Origin of the sequence: Streptosporangium sp. NBC_01469 (assembly GCF_036227305.1) — a bacterium.
Lineage (GTDB): Bacteria > Actinomycetota > Actinomycetes > Streptosporangiales > Streptosporangiaceae > Streptosporangium.
Window position 1 is genome coordinate 365,362 of sequence record NZ_CP109465.1, and the last position, 14,104, is coordinate 379,465.

10 protein-coding genes are annotated in these 14,104 nt (G+C 70.5%); 5 read left to right on the forward strand and 5 right to left on the reverse strand.

What is annotated here, in order from left to right:
* Window positions 1-5: 5 nt before the first annotated feature.
* Window positions 6-1,787, reverse strand: coding sequence for a methionine--tRNA ligase (gene metG, locus OG587_RS01645; RefSeq protein WP_329086138.1), 1,782 nt, complete (start codon window positions 1,785-1,787; stop codon window positions 6-8).
* A gap of 97 nt (window positions 1,788-1,884) precedes the next feature.
* A complete protein-coding gene (locus tag OG587_RS01650) occupies window positions 1,885-3,156 on the reverse strand; it encodes a glycosyltransferase (RefSeq protein ID WP_329086139.1) in 1,272 nt (423 codons plus the stop codon).
* 101 nt (window positions 3,157-3,257) lie between these two features.
* Here OG587_RS01650 and OG587_RS01655 point away from each other — a divergent pair, with 101 nt between their 5' ends.
* A complete protein-coding gene (locus tag OG587_RS01655; RefSeq protein WP_329086141.1) occupies window positions 3,258-5,042 on the forward strand; it encodes a hypothetical protein in 1,785 nt (594 codons plus the stop codon).
* Here OG587_RS01655 and OG587_RS01660 read toward each other — a convergent pair.
* Together OG587_RS01660 and rsmI are read right to left on the reverse strand one after the other, a co-directional pair.
* Window positions 4,990-6,519, reverse strand: coding sequence for a dolichyl-phosphate-mannose--protein mannosyltransferase (locus tag OG587_RS01660; RefSeq protein ID WP_329086142.1), 1,530 nt, complete (start codon window positions 6,517-6,519; stop codon window positions 4,990-4,992). The genes OG587_RS01655 and OG587_RS01660 overlap by 53 nt on opposite strands.
* A gap of 54 nt (window positions 6,520-6,573) precedes the next feature.
* Window positions 6,574-7,428 carry a 16S rRNA (cytidine(1402)-2'-O)-methyltransferase gene (gene rsmI / locus OG587_RS01665; RefSeq protein ID WP_329086144.1) on the reverse strand — a complete coding sequence of 285 codons (855 nt, stop codon included), beginning with the start codon at window positions 7,426-7,428 and terminating at the stop codon, window positions 6,574-6,576.
* A gap of 97 nt (window positions 7,429-7,525) precedes the next feature.
* Between rsmI and OG587_RS01670 the strand changes: the two genes are divergently transcribed.
* The 4 genes from OG587_RS01670 (at window position 7,526) to OG587_RS01685 (ending at window position 12,901) form a co-directional block, all read left to right on the forward strand.
* Complete coding sequence (locus tag OG587_RS01670) at window positions 7,526-9,142, forward strand: dolichyl-phosphate-mannose--protein mannosyltransferase (protein WP_329086146.1); 1,617 nt, start codon at window positions 7,526-7,528, stop codon at window positions 9,140-9,142.
* Between the two features lie 110 nt (window positions 9,143-9,252).
* Window positions 9,253-10,467: a hypothetical protein gene (locus OG587_RS01675; RefSeq protein WP_329086148.1), complete on the forward strand. Its 1,215-nt coding sequence runs from the start codon at window positions 9,253-9,255 to the stop codon at window positions 10,465-10,467.
* A gap of 358 nt (window positions 10,468-10,825) precedes the next feature.
* On the forward strand, window positions 10,826-12,025 hold the full coding sequence (locus tag OG587_RS01680; RefSeq protein WP_329086150.1) for an AI-2E family transporter: 1,200 nt from the start codon (window positions 10,826-10,828) through the stop codon (window positions 12,023-12,025).
* Window positions 12,026-12,256: 231 nt separating this feature from the next.
* On the forward strand, window positions 12,257-12,901 hold the full coding sequence (locus tag OG587_RS01685; RefSeq protein WP_329086152.1) for a hypothetical protein: 645 nt from the start codon (window positions 12,257-12,259) through the stop codon (window positions 12,899-12,901).
* A 64-nt stretch (window positions 12,902-12,965) separates the two neighbouring features.
* Here the strand turns inward: OG587_RS01685 and OG587_RS01690 are convergent, their stop codons facing one another.
* On the reverse strand, window positions 12,966-14,078 hold the full coding sequence (locus tag OG587_RS01690) for a Gfo/Idh/MocA family protein (RefSeq protein WP_329086154.1): 1,113 nt from the start codon (window positions 14,076-14,078) through the stop codon (window positions 12,966-12,968).
* Between the last annotated feature and the right edge of the window lie 26 nt (window positions 14,079-14,104).

The following is a 14,104-nucleotide window of genomic DNA, read 5'->3' on the forward strand; positions in this document are numbered from 1 at the left end:
TCGTCCTACTCGGCCAGGCGGGCCAGCTCCTCCTCGACGATCTTGGGGTCCAGCTTGACGAACAGCGGGGTCGGCGGGGCCAGCGGGAAGCCCACCCGGATCGGGAACGGCTCCCAGCGCGCGGCGCCGTCGTAGGAGCCGGTGATGATCGGGTAGGTCCGGCCGTCGTCGTCGGTGACCTCCTGGATCTCCGGCATGCCCGACCAGACGCCGGTGCCGCCGAGCATCGCGTAGATCTTGTTGGAGGAGTTGGGCAGGATCGGGGTCAGCAGCGTCTTGGCGTCGTCCACGACCTGGAGGGCGACGTGCAGGATGGTCTTCACCCGCGCGGGGTCGTCCTTGATCTTCCAGGGCTCCTGCTCGGCCAGGTATCGGTTGGCCTCGCGGATGACCTCGAACGCCTCGTTCGTCGCGTTCTTGAAGCGGCAGTGCTGGAGCTCGGCGGCGACCTTCGGGAAGGCCCCTCGGCTGCGCTCCAGCATGGCGCGGTCGGCGTCGGTGAACTCGCCCGCCTCGGGGATGACCCCGAAGTTCTTGGCGGCCATCGAGATCGAGCGGTTCACCAGGTTGCCCCAGGCCGCCACCAGCTCGCCGTTGTTGCGGTTGAGGAACTCCGACCAGGTGAAGTCGGTGTCCTGGTTCTCCGGGCCCGCCACGGCGATGTAGTAGCGCAGCGCGTCGGCGTCGTAGCGCTCCAGGAAGTCGCGCACGTAGATGACCACCGAGCGGGAGGAGGAGAACTTGCGCCCCTCCATCGTCAGGAACTCGCTGGAGACGACCTCGGAGGGCAGGTTCAGCGCGCCGAGGGAGCCCGGCTCGCCGTCACGGGCCCCCTGGCCGTTGTAGCCGAGCAGCATCGCCGGCCAGATCTCCGCGTGGAAGACGATGTTGTCCTTGCCCATGAAGTAGTAGCCCAGGGCCTCGGGGTCCTGCCACCACTGACGCCAGGCCTCGGGGTCGCCGGAGCGGCGGGCCCACTCGATGGAGGCGCTGAGATAGCCGATGACCGCGTCGAACCAGACGTAGAGCCGCTTGTTGGCCTGGTCGTTCCAGCCCTCCAGCGGGATCGGCACGCCCCAGTCGAGGTCGCGGCTGATCGCGCGGGGGTGCATGTCGCCGAGCATGTTGAGGGCGAACTTCAGCACGTTGGGCCGCCAGTCGCCCTCCTTGGAGCGCAGCCAAGACGCCAGGACCTCGGCGAACGCGGGCAGGTCGAGCATGAAGTGCTCGGTCTCCACGAAGACCGGCGTCTCGCCGTTGACCTTGCTCACCGGATTGATCAGCTGGATCGGGTCGAGCTGGTTGCCGCAGTTGTCACACTGGTCGCCGCGGGCGCTCTCGTAGGCGCAGATCGGGCAGGTGCCCTCGATGTAGCGGTCGGGCAGGGTGCGCCCGGTGGAGGGCGAGATGGCGCCCATCGTGGTCTGGGGGAAGATATAGCCGTTGTCGTGGAGTCCCTTGAAGATCTCCTGCGTGACCGCGTAGTGGTTTTCCGTGGTGGTCCGGGTGAACAGGTCGTAGGAGAGCCCCAGCGCCTGGAGGTCCTCGACGATCACCCTGTTGTAGCGGTCGGCGAGCTCTCGGGCGGTGAGGCCCTCCTTGTCGGCCTGGACCTGGATCGGGGTGCCGTGCTCGTCGGTCCCGCTCACCATGAGGACCTTGTTGCCCGCCATCCGCTGGTAGCGGCTGAAGACGTCGGACGGCACGCCGAATCCGGAGACGTGCCCGATGTGGCGAGGGCCGTTGGCGTAGGGCCAGGCGACCGCGGTCAGGATGTGCTGGGACATGGTGCAAGCCTAAGGGACGCGACCCCGGGCCTTGGTGCTGTCACCCTTCTCCGGGGCCTTCCGTTTCCCGGGGTCCCACCCCGGGCCGCCGTGACGCTCAGGGCAGCTGCGACGACACCGGCGCGGCACCGTCGGCGGGGGTGGCCACCGGCTCGCCCGCGGCGGCGCGGCTGACGGCCTCGGCGGCCTCCTCGGCGGCGGAGGCGGCCACGTCGATGGGCGTCTCCTTGGTACGGCGGATGCCGAGAATGCTGATGAACAGCGCCGCGAAGATCGTCTGGAAGCTCACGATCAGCGCGGTGGCCGAGGGCACGACGATGCGCAGCGACTCCGAGGGGATCAGCGGGCCGAAGCTGCGCGTCTGCCAGTGGACCAGCGAGGCGACCAGGCCGCCCAGACCGCCCAGGGCGAGCAGGCCGCCGACGATCAGGCCCCTCTCCAGGCTCACGATGTCGACGAGCTTGCGCACCCTCCTGTCCTCGGGAAGGAAGCCCTCCTCGGCCGCGTACACCTTGGTGAACAGGGCGAACAGGGACGCCTGGAAGCCGATCACCACCATGGCCGAGGCGCCGACCAGGGTGTCGACGTCGAAGGCGAGCTTGCCGATGTAGACCGGGCCGAAGGTCAGGGCGGCGCCCGCGACCAGGCCGAGGGTCATCAGGACCAGGCCGGGGATGAAGAACAGCCAGCGCGGGCTGTAGAGCATCAGGAAGCGCAGGTGGCGCCAGCCGTCACGCCAGGAGCGCAGGTGCGGCGGGCGGGAGCGGCCGTCGGGCGACAGCGTGGTGGGCACCTCGCGCACGTCCAGCCCGGACAGCGTCGAGCGGACCACCATCTCGCTGGCGAACTCCATGCCGCCGGTCTGCAGGCCGAGCTTGAGGATGGAGTCGCGCCGGAAGCCGCGCAGCCCGCAGTGGAAGTCGCCGATCGCGCTGGGGAAGAACAGGCGGCCGATGAAGGAGAGCACCGGGTTGCCCAGGTAGCGGTGGAGCGGGGGCATGGCGCCCGGCGCGATGCCGCCCTTGAACCGGTTGCCCATCACCAGGTCGGCACCGTCACGGAGCTGCTCGACGAACGGCAGCAGGGCGGTGAAGTCGTAGGAGTCGTCCGCGTCGCCCATGATGACGTAACGGCCGCGCGCCGCGCGGATCCCCCCCATCAGCGCGTTGCCGTATCCCTTGGCGTCGACGTGCACGACCCGGGCTCCGGCCTCGCGCGCGAGCTGCTGTGAGCCGTCCGTGCTGCCGTTGTCGGCGATCAGGACTTCCCCGTCGATCCCGTGCTCCCGCATGCAGGCGAGCGCCTTGCGTACGCAGGTCTCCACGGTCTCCGCCTCGTTCAAGCAAGGCATGACCACGGTCAGTTCCACGTCTCAACCCTTCACTCACTGCACAAACCAATCTCACCATGATGCCCTCTACAGTCCCCTGCCCGGGTCAACTCCCTGAAACGGCTGGCATCCTGTAATGCATGGTGACCGTCGCCGACCGCCCTCGCCTGGACGCGCCTCCGCCCGACCGGGTCGCTCGCCTGCGGGCGTTCCTCTACCGGCATCGCCTCTTCGTGGGTGCCCTCGCGCTGGCCTTCCTGCTGCGTGTGGTCACCATGCTCGGGTACGGCCCGGCCCAGTGGTTCAACGACTCCTACGAGTACGTCTCCGGGGCGGTGAACCCCGACCGGCCCAGCGCCCTGCGGCCGAACGGTTACTCCTTCCTGCTCCTGCTGCTGAGGCCGCTGCACAGCTTCGGCCTGGTGGCCTTCGTCCAGCACCTGATGGGCCTGGGCGTCGCGGTGCTGATCTACTCCCTGCTGCGCGTCAGGTTCCGGCTGCCCGGCTGGGGGGCGACGCTGGCCGCGCTGCCGGTGCTCTTCGACGCGTACCAGATCCAGCTCGAACACCTGGTCATGTCCGACGCGATGTTCATGCTGCTGGTCGTGGGGGTGATCACGCTGGTGCTCTGGCACCGGCGGATGTCCTGGCGGCTCGGCGCGGTGATCGGGCTGCTGCTCGCCCTCACCGCGCTCACCCGGTCGATCGGCCTGCCGATCCTCGTGCTGGTCGTGATCTACCTGATGGTGAAGCGCACGGCCTGGAAGACGATCGTGGCCATGGTGGTCGCGTGCGCGCTCCCGGTGACTGGATACATGGCCTGGTTCGCGTCCGCGCACGGCAACTTCGCGATGACCAACAGCGACGGCGCGATCCTCTACATGCGGACGGCGCTGTTCGCCGACTGCCGGAAGATGAAGATCGACCCTCGCGAGGAGCTGGAGCTGGCGCTGCTGTGCATCAGCGCGCCGCCGGGCCAGCGCGGCTTCTCCGGGCAGAAATACCTCTGGTGGGCGCAGAACGGCCAGCGCTTCCACGCCTTCGGGGTGGGCAGCACGTTCACCCCCGAGACGAACAAGACCGCGGGCGCGTTCGCCCAGCGGGCCATCCTGTCCCAGCCGCTCGACTATCTCAGCCTCGTGGCCGGCGACTTCTTCCGCGCCTTCCACTGGGGCCGGCCGCGCTTCCCCGACTTCAACACCTACCGGCAGTACGAGTTCCTGCCGGAGACCAAGGTCCTTCCCGCCTGGTCGTCGTACCGGGGCAGCACCGACACCGACGCGCAGAAGTACGACCCGGGCCTGCGGACCGCGCCGATCCAGGGCAAGATCCGCGTGATCGGCACCGACGTCACCGACCCGTGGGCCGGTTTTTTGCAGGTCTACCAGCGGATCGTCCGGCTGCCCGGCATCGTGCTCGGCGTGCTGCTGCTGATCGGGCTGGCCGGGGTGGCGGTGCGCTGGCGGAAGCTGGGCGGGCCGGTGCTGCTGCCGTGGCTGGCCTCGTTCGGCCTCATCCTGGCCCCGGCGGCGACGGCCGAGTTCGACTACCGCTATCTGCTGCCCGCGGTGCCGCTGGCCTGCCTGGCGGCGGCGATCTCGCTGCGCCACGGGTTCTCCGGGCCCGCCACCGCCGCGCCCGCCGCCGTCACCCCCGGCGACGTCGCCACGGGCGACATCACGTCGGGCGCCGTCACGAGCGGCGACGCCACGGGCGACCCGGCCGAGGGCGACCCCGCCACGACCGGCCCGGTCATGATCGGCCCCGCGGTGCCGCCCGCCGTCGCGAGCGGCTCCGACGCGACCGCCCCCATCACCCCCGGACCCGCGAACCCCGGACCGGCCACACCCGGACCGGCCACGCCCGGACCCGTCACACCCAGCTCCGGAACAGCATCCGCGCCCACCACTGGGAGTGCGGGATGAGCTCGGCGACCAGCACCGGATAGAGCCACCCGAGATTGATCAGCGCGAGGAGAGTGAAGGCCCCGACGACCGCGGCCCCCACCGCCCTGCGGTTGGGCGCGGCGTCCGCCCGCCCGATGATCAGCCCGGCGGCCAGGGTCAGCGCGAGGATCATGAAGGGGAGCATCGTGATCGCGTAGAACAGGTACATCGTCCGGTTGTCGGCGAGGGCGTAGTAGAACCAGGGGAGCCAGCCGGCGGCGTAGCCGAGGAGCACGGCTCCGGCCCGCCAGTCGCGGGTGGCGACGTACCAGGCGATCATGGCGATGAGGGCGGCCAGGCCCCCGTACCAGATGACCGGGGTACCGACCCCGAGCACCGCCTCGGCGCAGCTGCCGGCGCCGCATCCGGTCTTGTCGGGCGGGTAGTGGAACGCCACCGGGCGGGAGAGGAGGGGCCAGGTCCAGGGGGCCGACTGGTAGCTGTGCCCCTCGTCCAGCCCGGTGTGGTAGCCGAGCACCTGCACCTGGTAGCTCAGCCACGACCGGATCGAGTCGAAGACGAAGAACCCCGGTCCCTGCGAGGTCGCCTGGGCCCAGTTGCGGCCCCAGCCCAGCGGCGAGGCGAACCAGCCGGTCCAGGAGGCGATGTAGGTGACGGCGGGCAGCAGGCCCATCACCAGCACGACGCCGGTCAGGTCCCTGTTCAGCGCCCCCGCGTACGGTCTGCGCAGGCCGATCGCCCGGCGGGCGCCCGCGTCCCAGACCAGCGACATCACCGCGAAGGCGACGAGGAAGAAGACCCCCGACCACTTGACCGCGCAGGCCGCGCCCAGGCACAGGCCCGCCGCGATCCGCCACGGCCGCGCCCCAAGGCCTGGCCCGTGGTCGCTGAGCGGCGAGGTCTCGTACCAGGCCACCAGCCGTCCCCTCGCCCAGTCGCGGTCGGCGACCAGGCAGGCGAAGGCCGCCAGCACCCAGAACATCAGGAAGATGTCGAGCAGCGCGGTGCGCGACAGCACGAGGTGGAGCCCGTCCAGCGCGAGAAGCAGCCCGGCCAGGCAGCCCAGCATGGTCGAGCGGGTCATCCGGCGGGCGACCCTGGCCAGGATCAGGATCGACAGCACCCCGACCACCGCACCGGCGAACCGCCAGCCGTAGGGGTTCATGCCGAAGATCTGCTCGCCCAGGCCGATCATCCACTTGCCCAGCGGCGGGTGGGCCACGTAGAGCGGGCAGGGGTCGGCCTCCGGCGGCGTGCACTTGACCAGGAAGTCGGTCTTTCCCGCGATGATCATCCGATCGGCGATCGGGTCCTCCACGGTGCCGAGCGAGGCCCGCTCCACCCCGTAATTGATCAGCGTCCAGGCGTCCTTGGCGTAGTACGTCTCGTCGAACACGACCGCGTGCGGCCGCCCGAGATTGACGAAACGCAGGACCCCTCCGAACGCCGCGACCAGCAAAGGTCCCAGCCAACCCCAGGCCACGCTTCCCTGCATGGGCGGCAAGAGGCGATCCCGTATCAATCCCATTCGGGCAATTATGGTGATAAATCAGCCGCGATGGACAGCGTCATAAAGATCGCGTTTGGGAATTCCCGCCGCCTTCGCCACATCCACGATCGCCTGCTTTCTCGGCACCCCCGTCTCCTCCCGGCGTGCCACCTCCTCGACCAGGTCCCCGATCACCGGCGGCAGGGCCTGCCCGGCGTACCCCGCGACGACGACCGTGATCTCCCCCCTGACACCCCCGGCGGCCCACTCGGCCAGCTCCCCGAGACCGCCCCGCCGCACCTCCTCATACGTCTTGGTGAGCTCCCGGCAGACCGCCGCCCCCCGGTCGGCGCCGAACGCCTCCGCCATCGCCGCCAGCGCGACGTGCAGCCGGTGCGGCGCCTCGAAGAAGACCATCGTGCGCTCCTCCTCCGCGAGCGCCGAGAGCCTGCGGGAGCGCTCACCGGACTTGCGCGGCGGGAAGCCCTCGAAGCAGAACCGGTCGCTGGGCAGCCCCGAGACGGCCAGCGCCGTGGTCACCGCGGACGGTCCCGGCAGCGAGGTGACCGTGATCCCCGCCTCGACCGCCAGGTGGGTGAGGCGGTAACCGGGGTCGGAGACGCCGGGCATGCCCGCGTCGGTGATCACCAGCACGGTCTTGCCGTCCTGGAGGGCCTGGAGGAGCTCCGCGGCCCGCCCGGCCTCGTTGGCGTCGTAGTAGGAGACGACCCGGCCGCCGATCTCCGCGCCCAGCTCACCCGCCAGGCGGCGCAGCCTCCGGGTGTCCTCCGCCGCGACCACGTCGGCACTCTCCAGCGCCAGCCGCAGCCGGGGCGAGGCGTCGCCCACCTGCCCGATCGGAGCCCCTGCCAGCACAAGCCTGCCGTTGTCCGTCACCGCTCCATCCTCCCGCATTTCGGATGGCCCCCCGGCCTGGGGAGAAGTTCCAGAATTGGGCATCCGGCAGATTTTTCCTGAGCTGGGGGCGGTGAGAGGACCGTACGATGTCCGGGTGGCCGTGACCGACTTCACCAATCAGGCGCCAGAGCAGCCGGAGCCCAAGCCGCCCGGCGGGTGGCGGGGCTCGGCGCGCGACCGGCTGGTGCCGCCGATGCCCGGTGGCGCCCTGTGGGGCTGGCTGGGTCCGCTGCTGGTCACGGCGTTCGGGGCGATCCTGCGCTTCACGAACCTCGGCCATCCGCGCGCGGTCATGTTCGACGAGACGTACTACGCCAAGGACGCCTGGGCGCTGCTCAACTTCGGTGCCGAGCACAACGTCGTCAAGGACGCCGACAAGATCCTGATGGGGGGCGGCACCGGGATCTGGCAGCAGTGCGCGCCCGCCGAGCTCGACAAGTGCGCCTCCTACGTGGTCCACCCGCCGCTGGGCAAGTGGATGATCGGCCTGGGCGAGCAGATCTTCGGCATGAACCCCTACGGCTGGCGGTTCGCCGGCGCGGTGGTCGGGGTGCTGTCGATCCTGATCCTGGCCAGGGTCGCCCGCCGGATGACCCGCTCGACCATGCTGGGCTGCCTGGCCGGGTTCCTGCTGTCCCTCGACGGCCTGCACTACGTGCTGTCGCGCACCGCGCTGCTCGACATCTTCCTGATGTTCTGGGTGCTGGCGGCCTTCGCCTGCCTGGTCGCCGACCGCGACCAGGCCCGGGAGCGGCTGGTGGCCTGGTACGAGACCTCGCCGATGAGTGACCACGGTCCGTGGCTGGGGGTGCGGCCGTGGCGGATCGCGGCCGGTCTGTGCCTGGGCGCGGCCTGCGCGGTCAAGTGGTCGGGGGTCTTCTTCCTCGTCGCCTTCGCGGTGATGTCGCTGGTCTGGGACGCGGGCGCCCGCCGGGCGATCGGCCTGCGCAGACCGTACGGCGGGGTCTTCAGCAAGGACCTGCCGAGCGCCCTTCCGGCCCTCGCCCTGCTGCCCGCCGTCACCTACATCGCCTCCTGGGCCGGCTGGTTCGCCTCCGCGGGCGGCTGGGGCCGCAACTGGGCGCAGGCGACCTCGCAGGGCCCGGTGTTCTTCGTCTTCGACTCGTTCCGGTCGTGGCTGAGCTACCACTTCCAGGTGCTCGGCTTCCACACCGGGCTGGCGACGCCGCACAACTACGAGTCCGACCCGTGGAGCTGGCCGCTGCTGCTGCGCCCGGTGGCGTTCTTCTACGAGAGCCCCAAGGGCGCCTGTGGCGCCGACAGCTGCTCGCAGGCCGTCCTCGGGGTCGGCACCCCGGTCATCTGGTACGGGGGCCTGGCCGCCCTCATCGCCATGATCGCCTGGTACGTCGCCACCCGCGACTGGCGGGCCGGAGCCGTGCTCCTCGGCTACTCCGCCGGCTGGCTCCCCTGGTTCTACTGGGCGATCGCCGACAGCCGGACCATGTTCCTGTTCTACGCGATCCCCATGGTCCCCTTCATGATCCTGGCGATCGTGCTCGCGGCCGGGCTGATCCTCGGCCCGGTGAGCGCCCCGCAGGGGCGCCGGATCGTCGGCGCCGCGGTCGTGGGAGCCTTCGCCCTGCTGGCGCTCGTCAACTTCTGGTGGCTCTACCCGGTGCTCACCGCCGAGATCATCCCGTACGCCGAGTGGAGTTCACGAATGCTTTTCAAGAAGGGCTGGATCTGAGCGTCCGCATATGAGCCACTTAGAAGACATTTCCTAGGGTAGGCACCGTGCAGGATCCATTACGTCACGTTCATCGTCAGAGCAGGCCCGCATACGGCAGACTTCGAAGCATGCCTGCACCGGACGTGGCCGCACTCCTGTTGGAGCTGGAGCGTTCCGAGCCCGCCTCCGCCGAACACGCCCGCAGCGCGATCGACTGGCTGACCGGCGGCGAGCCACTGGAAACGATCACCGAGCTCAACGTGTGCGAGTTTCTCTGGTACACCCTGCCCTCCAAGGTCACCGGAGACCGCCCGGCGATCGCCCGCGCGCTGGGCCGGTTGCTGCGGCTGGGCGGCCTTGAGCGCTACGCCGCCCTCTGCTCGTCGTCCACGACCACCCAGATCCTGCGCACCTACGCGCGCCTGGGCGAGGACGCGGGGATGGCCGCGTACCAGGCCGCCCTGGACGCGACGGGCGTGCTCCCGCCCGACGTGCCCGAGCTGCGGTGGAGCTCGATCATGGGCCCCGAGGAGCTGGGCGCGCACGGCGCCTGCTCGGCCGCGCTGGAGCTGGCCATCGTCTCCGGTGAGCTCGTCCCCGACCCCGCCGAGCGGCAGAAGCTCACCAGCCACTGGCTCACCACGTCCCGCCCCGAGCTGGGCGGCGACAACTGGCTGCACCGGGTCCAGGGCGAGCGGCTCAACCGCTGGGTCCTCGGCCGGGGCACCGCCTGGCGCGAGCTCGCCCAGCCCTTCGAGGTGCGGCTGCACGCGCCCATCCCCGCACCGGACGAGGCCCACCTGGGAGCGCTGCGCTGGCTGCTGACCGTGGGCCGCCGCCCCGGAGGCATTCCGCTGACCCAGCGGCACAACCTCGCCCGTTCCGTGCTCGCCGAGAGCACCTGGAGCGGCGCGGAGCTCGCCACCGTCCGCGAGGTGGCCCAGGGCCAGATGGGCGCGCTGCGCCAGACCGGCAGGCGTCTGGTGACCACCCCGGCGGGCGAGCGCCTGCTCGGCGACGCCGACCTGCTCTGGGAGACCGCCGCCGCGGCCCTGCTCGCCCCCGCGTCGGGGGAGAACGGCTTCCGCGCCTCGGCCAGGGAGGTGGCGCTGATGCTGCTCGCCGACGGCGCCCCCGCCGACCTCGACCACGTCACCGCCGTGATCGACTGCGCGGAGTGGCAGACCCTGGAGGTCGACGCCTCGCTCACCGAGCTGGGCAAGCGCCTGGACGCCTTCGGCCTGCGCGTCGACGGCCGCCTCACCCCCGCCGGCCGCTCCGCCGCCCTGGCCGCGCTCCGCGGCCACGCCCTGCGCCCCCGCCAGTACGTCAACATGACCTGACGGCGCCCCCGGGGCCCCATCCCGCTCGGAACCATGCGGCGACCAGGGAAAGTACGGTGGGCGGAAGCCGACTATCTCTCCATGGAAAGGGCAGTGGCTGCTGGTGCCCGAGCCCATCTCCGCTGACCGCGCCACAGCGGCGGCGACATCCCCGCCCGCCCCCCGCGTTCCGTCGACGGAGGCGGGCGCCCCGGCTTCACCCGCCGGAGCCGCCGAACCCGCCACATCGCCCGGCTCGACCGGATCCCCCCGGCCGGCCGAGCCTGCGGGATCGGCCGGACCGGCTTCACCGGCCGGAGCCGCCGCGGCCGCCGCGCCAACCGCGTCAGCCGGATCGACCGGGGCCGGACCGGCCGCCGTGCCCGCGGACCCCGCCGAGCACGAGCCGATCCTGACCTCCGCGGGCCCCCTGGTCCTGCCGGACACCCCGCCCGCGGGCCCCGGCGGCTCCGCGGGCGCGGCGGCCGCATCCGCGAGCACGACCGCGCCCCCGGGGGCCGCGTCGGGTCTCCCGTTCGGCCGTCCCGGTCGCGCGATGAGCAACAACCCGTTCGTGTTCGGCTTCACCGCCGCCCTGGGCGTGCTCACCGCCTGGTGGCTGGTGCAGGCCGTCGCGAGCGCGAGCTCGGTGCTGATCCTCATCATCGTCTCGCTCTTCCTGGCCATCGGCCTGAACCCGGCCGTCGAGGTCCTCCAGCGGTGGAACGTCCCGCGCGTGGGGGCCATCACCATCGTCTTCCTGGGCGTCATCCTCGTCTTCGTCGGCTTCGGCCTGGCCGTGGTGCCCCCGCTGACCACCCAGTCCACCCAGTTCGTCGACCAGCTTCCCCAGTACGTCCAGGAGCTGCAGAACAACCCGATGATCCGCGACCTGGACCAGCGCTTCCAACTGCTGGAGAAGCTCCAGCAGTACGTGACGAGCGGCGACTTCGGCACCCAGATGTTCGGCGGCGTGCTCGGCATCGGGTCGGTCCTCATCGGGGCGGTCTTCAACTCGCTGACGGTGCTGGTGCTGACGCTGTACTTCCTGGGCTCGCTGAAGTCGCTCAAGAAGATGGCCTACCGCCTCGTCCCCCGGTCCCGCCGGACCCGCGCGACCCTGCTCGGCGACCAGATCATCGACAGCATCGGCGGCTACGTCGCCGGGAACCTGATCATCTCGCTCATCGCCGGTGTGACGACCTTCTTCTTCCTGAGCATCATGCAGGTCCCGTACGCCCTGGCGCTCGCCCTGATCGTGGCGCTCACCGACCTCATCCCCCTGGTCGGCGCCTTCATCGGCGCGGGAGTCGCCTCCCTGGTGGGGTTCTTCGTCTCCCCGACCGTCGGCATCGTCTGCCTCGTCTTCTTCACGATCTACCAGCAGATCGAGAACTACTGGATCGCCCCGGCCGTGATGAAGAGCTCGGTCGACGTGCCGCCGCTCGCCACGATCGTGGGCGCCCTGCTGGGTGGCGCGCTGCTCGGCGTGGTGGGCGCGCTGCTCGGCATCCCGCTGGTCGCGGCCATCCTGCTCATCCTGCGGGAGGTGGTCCTGCCCCGGCAGGAACGCGCCTGACCGTCGCGGGACGTGACCGCACCGGGACCTCTCCCCGTCGCGTGTCCTCCGGGCCTCGGGGGCCCTCCGAGACCCGGGCCCCGGGGTGTCGTCGTGGCGGAGCCGTGACCCTCACTCATCCGTACACAACGCCACAAAAAGATTTTTTCCCTCTTCGCCGCAAAAATACATAGATCGCGGCAGCATGCGATAAAAGATCACTTGTACCTATTGTCTCCCCTTGGGGTGTACGTGAAGAAGCACCTTCGACTCCTCGCGACCCAGCTGCTCGCCGCGGCCCTCGTCCTTACCGCCTTCTCCGGCCCCGCCCGCGCGGAGACCCCCGAGAGCGACCCCCAGCTCGCCGCCGAGTGGCAGACGGCGTGGGACACCTACAAGTTCTACAAGAACACGCCGCCCCTCCCCGGATCAGGACGGAGCCGGGCGAAGGACAGCATCTCCATCACGATCGACGCCCCCGTCAAGCACGTGTTCTCGGCGTACTCGAACATCAACAACCACCTCGGCATGCACTCGTTCCTGAAGCGGGTCGTCACCCACAAGGACTGGACCCAGGCCGGTAAGCGCAACATCAACTTCACCGCGGTCGAGGAGATCCCGTACGAGGGCTCGATCGTCGTCAGCAACACGCACGCGCAGCAGCGCATCGACAAGGCCGGCCTCTACTACGAGACGGACACCTGGTCGCTGCCCAACGTCGTCACGCACCAGAAGATCGTCTTCAAGAAGCTGACCCCGGAGAAGACCCAGGTCACCGAGTACCTCACCTTCGACGCGGACACCGCACTGATCGACTTCGTCGTCGCCGGCGGCGTCTCCTCCCACGAGGCGACGCAGGCGGGCCTGAAGCAGGCCATCGAGAACGGCGACCTCTGACCCACCCCGGCCGGGACGCGCCCTCCAGGCGCGTCCCGGCCGTCTCCCCCACCGCCGGAGCCGGTCACCAGGCGAAGGTGGACTCCAGGTCGAGGACCCGGCCCGCGCGTGCCGACTCGTGGGCCTTGAGCATGATCTCCAGTGCGTGCCGGGCCACGTCGGCTCCCATCACCGGGGTCGCCGTGCCCGCCACCAGGTCGGCGAGGTGGTCGACCAGCAGGGCCCGGCGCAGCCTGTCGACCCGCTGCTGGGCGGGCTCCAGGTGGACCAGGTCGAGGTCGACCCAGCCGCTCAGTCCCCCGGCCGCGTCCAGCCGGAACAGGTCGATGCCGCGCCCGCCGTTCTGGTTGAGGTTGTTGGGCAGGTTGAGCGTGCCCGACCGGCCGAACACCTCCAGCCGAGGCCCCTTGGCCGCGTTGACGTTGAACGTCCCGTCGATCACCGCGAACGTGCCACCGCCGAAGTCCAGCATGATCAGGGTGTTGTCGTCGGTGGTCACCGTGATCTCCTTGCCCGCGTACGGCCCCGAGCGGACCGTGCGGGTCGGCTCGGTGATCGCGGAGAAGGCGCTCACCCGCCTGGCGGGACCGAGCAGGCCGAGCGCCTCGTGGATCCCGTACACGCCGACGTCCATGAGCGGCCCCGAGCCCTCCTGGTAGAACCAGGTCGGGTCGGTCGGCCAGTTCATCATCGAGGCCGGGCCGCCGTGGGACGCGCGGATCTTGGCGAACGCCACCTTGCCGATGACGCCCTCGCGGATGAGCCGCGCGGCCTCGATCCGGGTGGGGTAGAGCATGTTCGGCGGGGAGCAGACCACCCGCAGGCCCCCGGCCTCGGCGGCCTCGATGATCGCGTCGGCGTCGGCCATCGTGGTGGCGAGCGGCTTCTCGGTCGCCAGGTGCTTCCCGGCCCGCAGGATCCGCAGCGAGGTCGCGCCGTGCGCCGGGATCGGGGTCAGGTTGAGCACCGCGTCGATGTCGGACTCGGCCAGCATCGCGTCCAGCGAGCCGTACACCTCCGCCGCACCGAAGCGCTTGGCGGCGTCGGTGGCGCGTTCCTCCACCGGGTCGCAGAGCGCGACGAGGTCGACCTTGTCCTTGATGTGGTGCAGGTTGGGCAGGACGCCGTAGTCGACGGTCGCGATCGCGCCCACACCGAGCACTCCGAGCTTCAACACTGTGTGAATCCTTTCTTGGCGTACGG

What these genes read in the sequence shown, in the direction of transcription:
- metG (WP_329086138.1), bottom strand. Translation starts at nt 1,787, where the DNA reads ATGTCCCAGCACATCCTGACCGCGGTCGCCTGGCCCTACGCCAACGGC.
- OG587_RS01655 (WP_329086141.1), top strand. Translation starts at nt 3,258, where the DNA reads ATGGTGACCGTCGCCGACCGCCCTCGCCTGGACGCGCCTCCGCCCGAC.
- OG587_RS01660 (WP_329086142.1), bottom strand. Translation starts at nt 6,519, where the DNA reads ATGCAGGGAAGCGTGGCCTGGGGTTGGCTGGGACCTTTGCTGGTCGCG.
- rsmI (WP_329086144.1), bottom strand. Translation starts at nt 7,428, where the DNA reads ATGCGGGAGGATGGAGCGGTGACGGACAACGGCAGGCTTGTGCTGGCA.
- OG587_RS01675 (WP_329086148.1), top strand. Translation starts at nt 9,253, where the DNA reads ATGCCTGCACCGGACGTGGCCGCACTCCTGTTGGAGCTGGAGCGTTCC.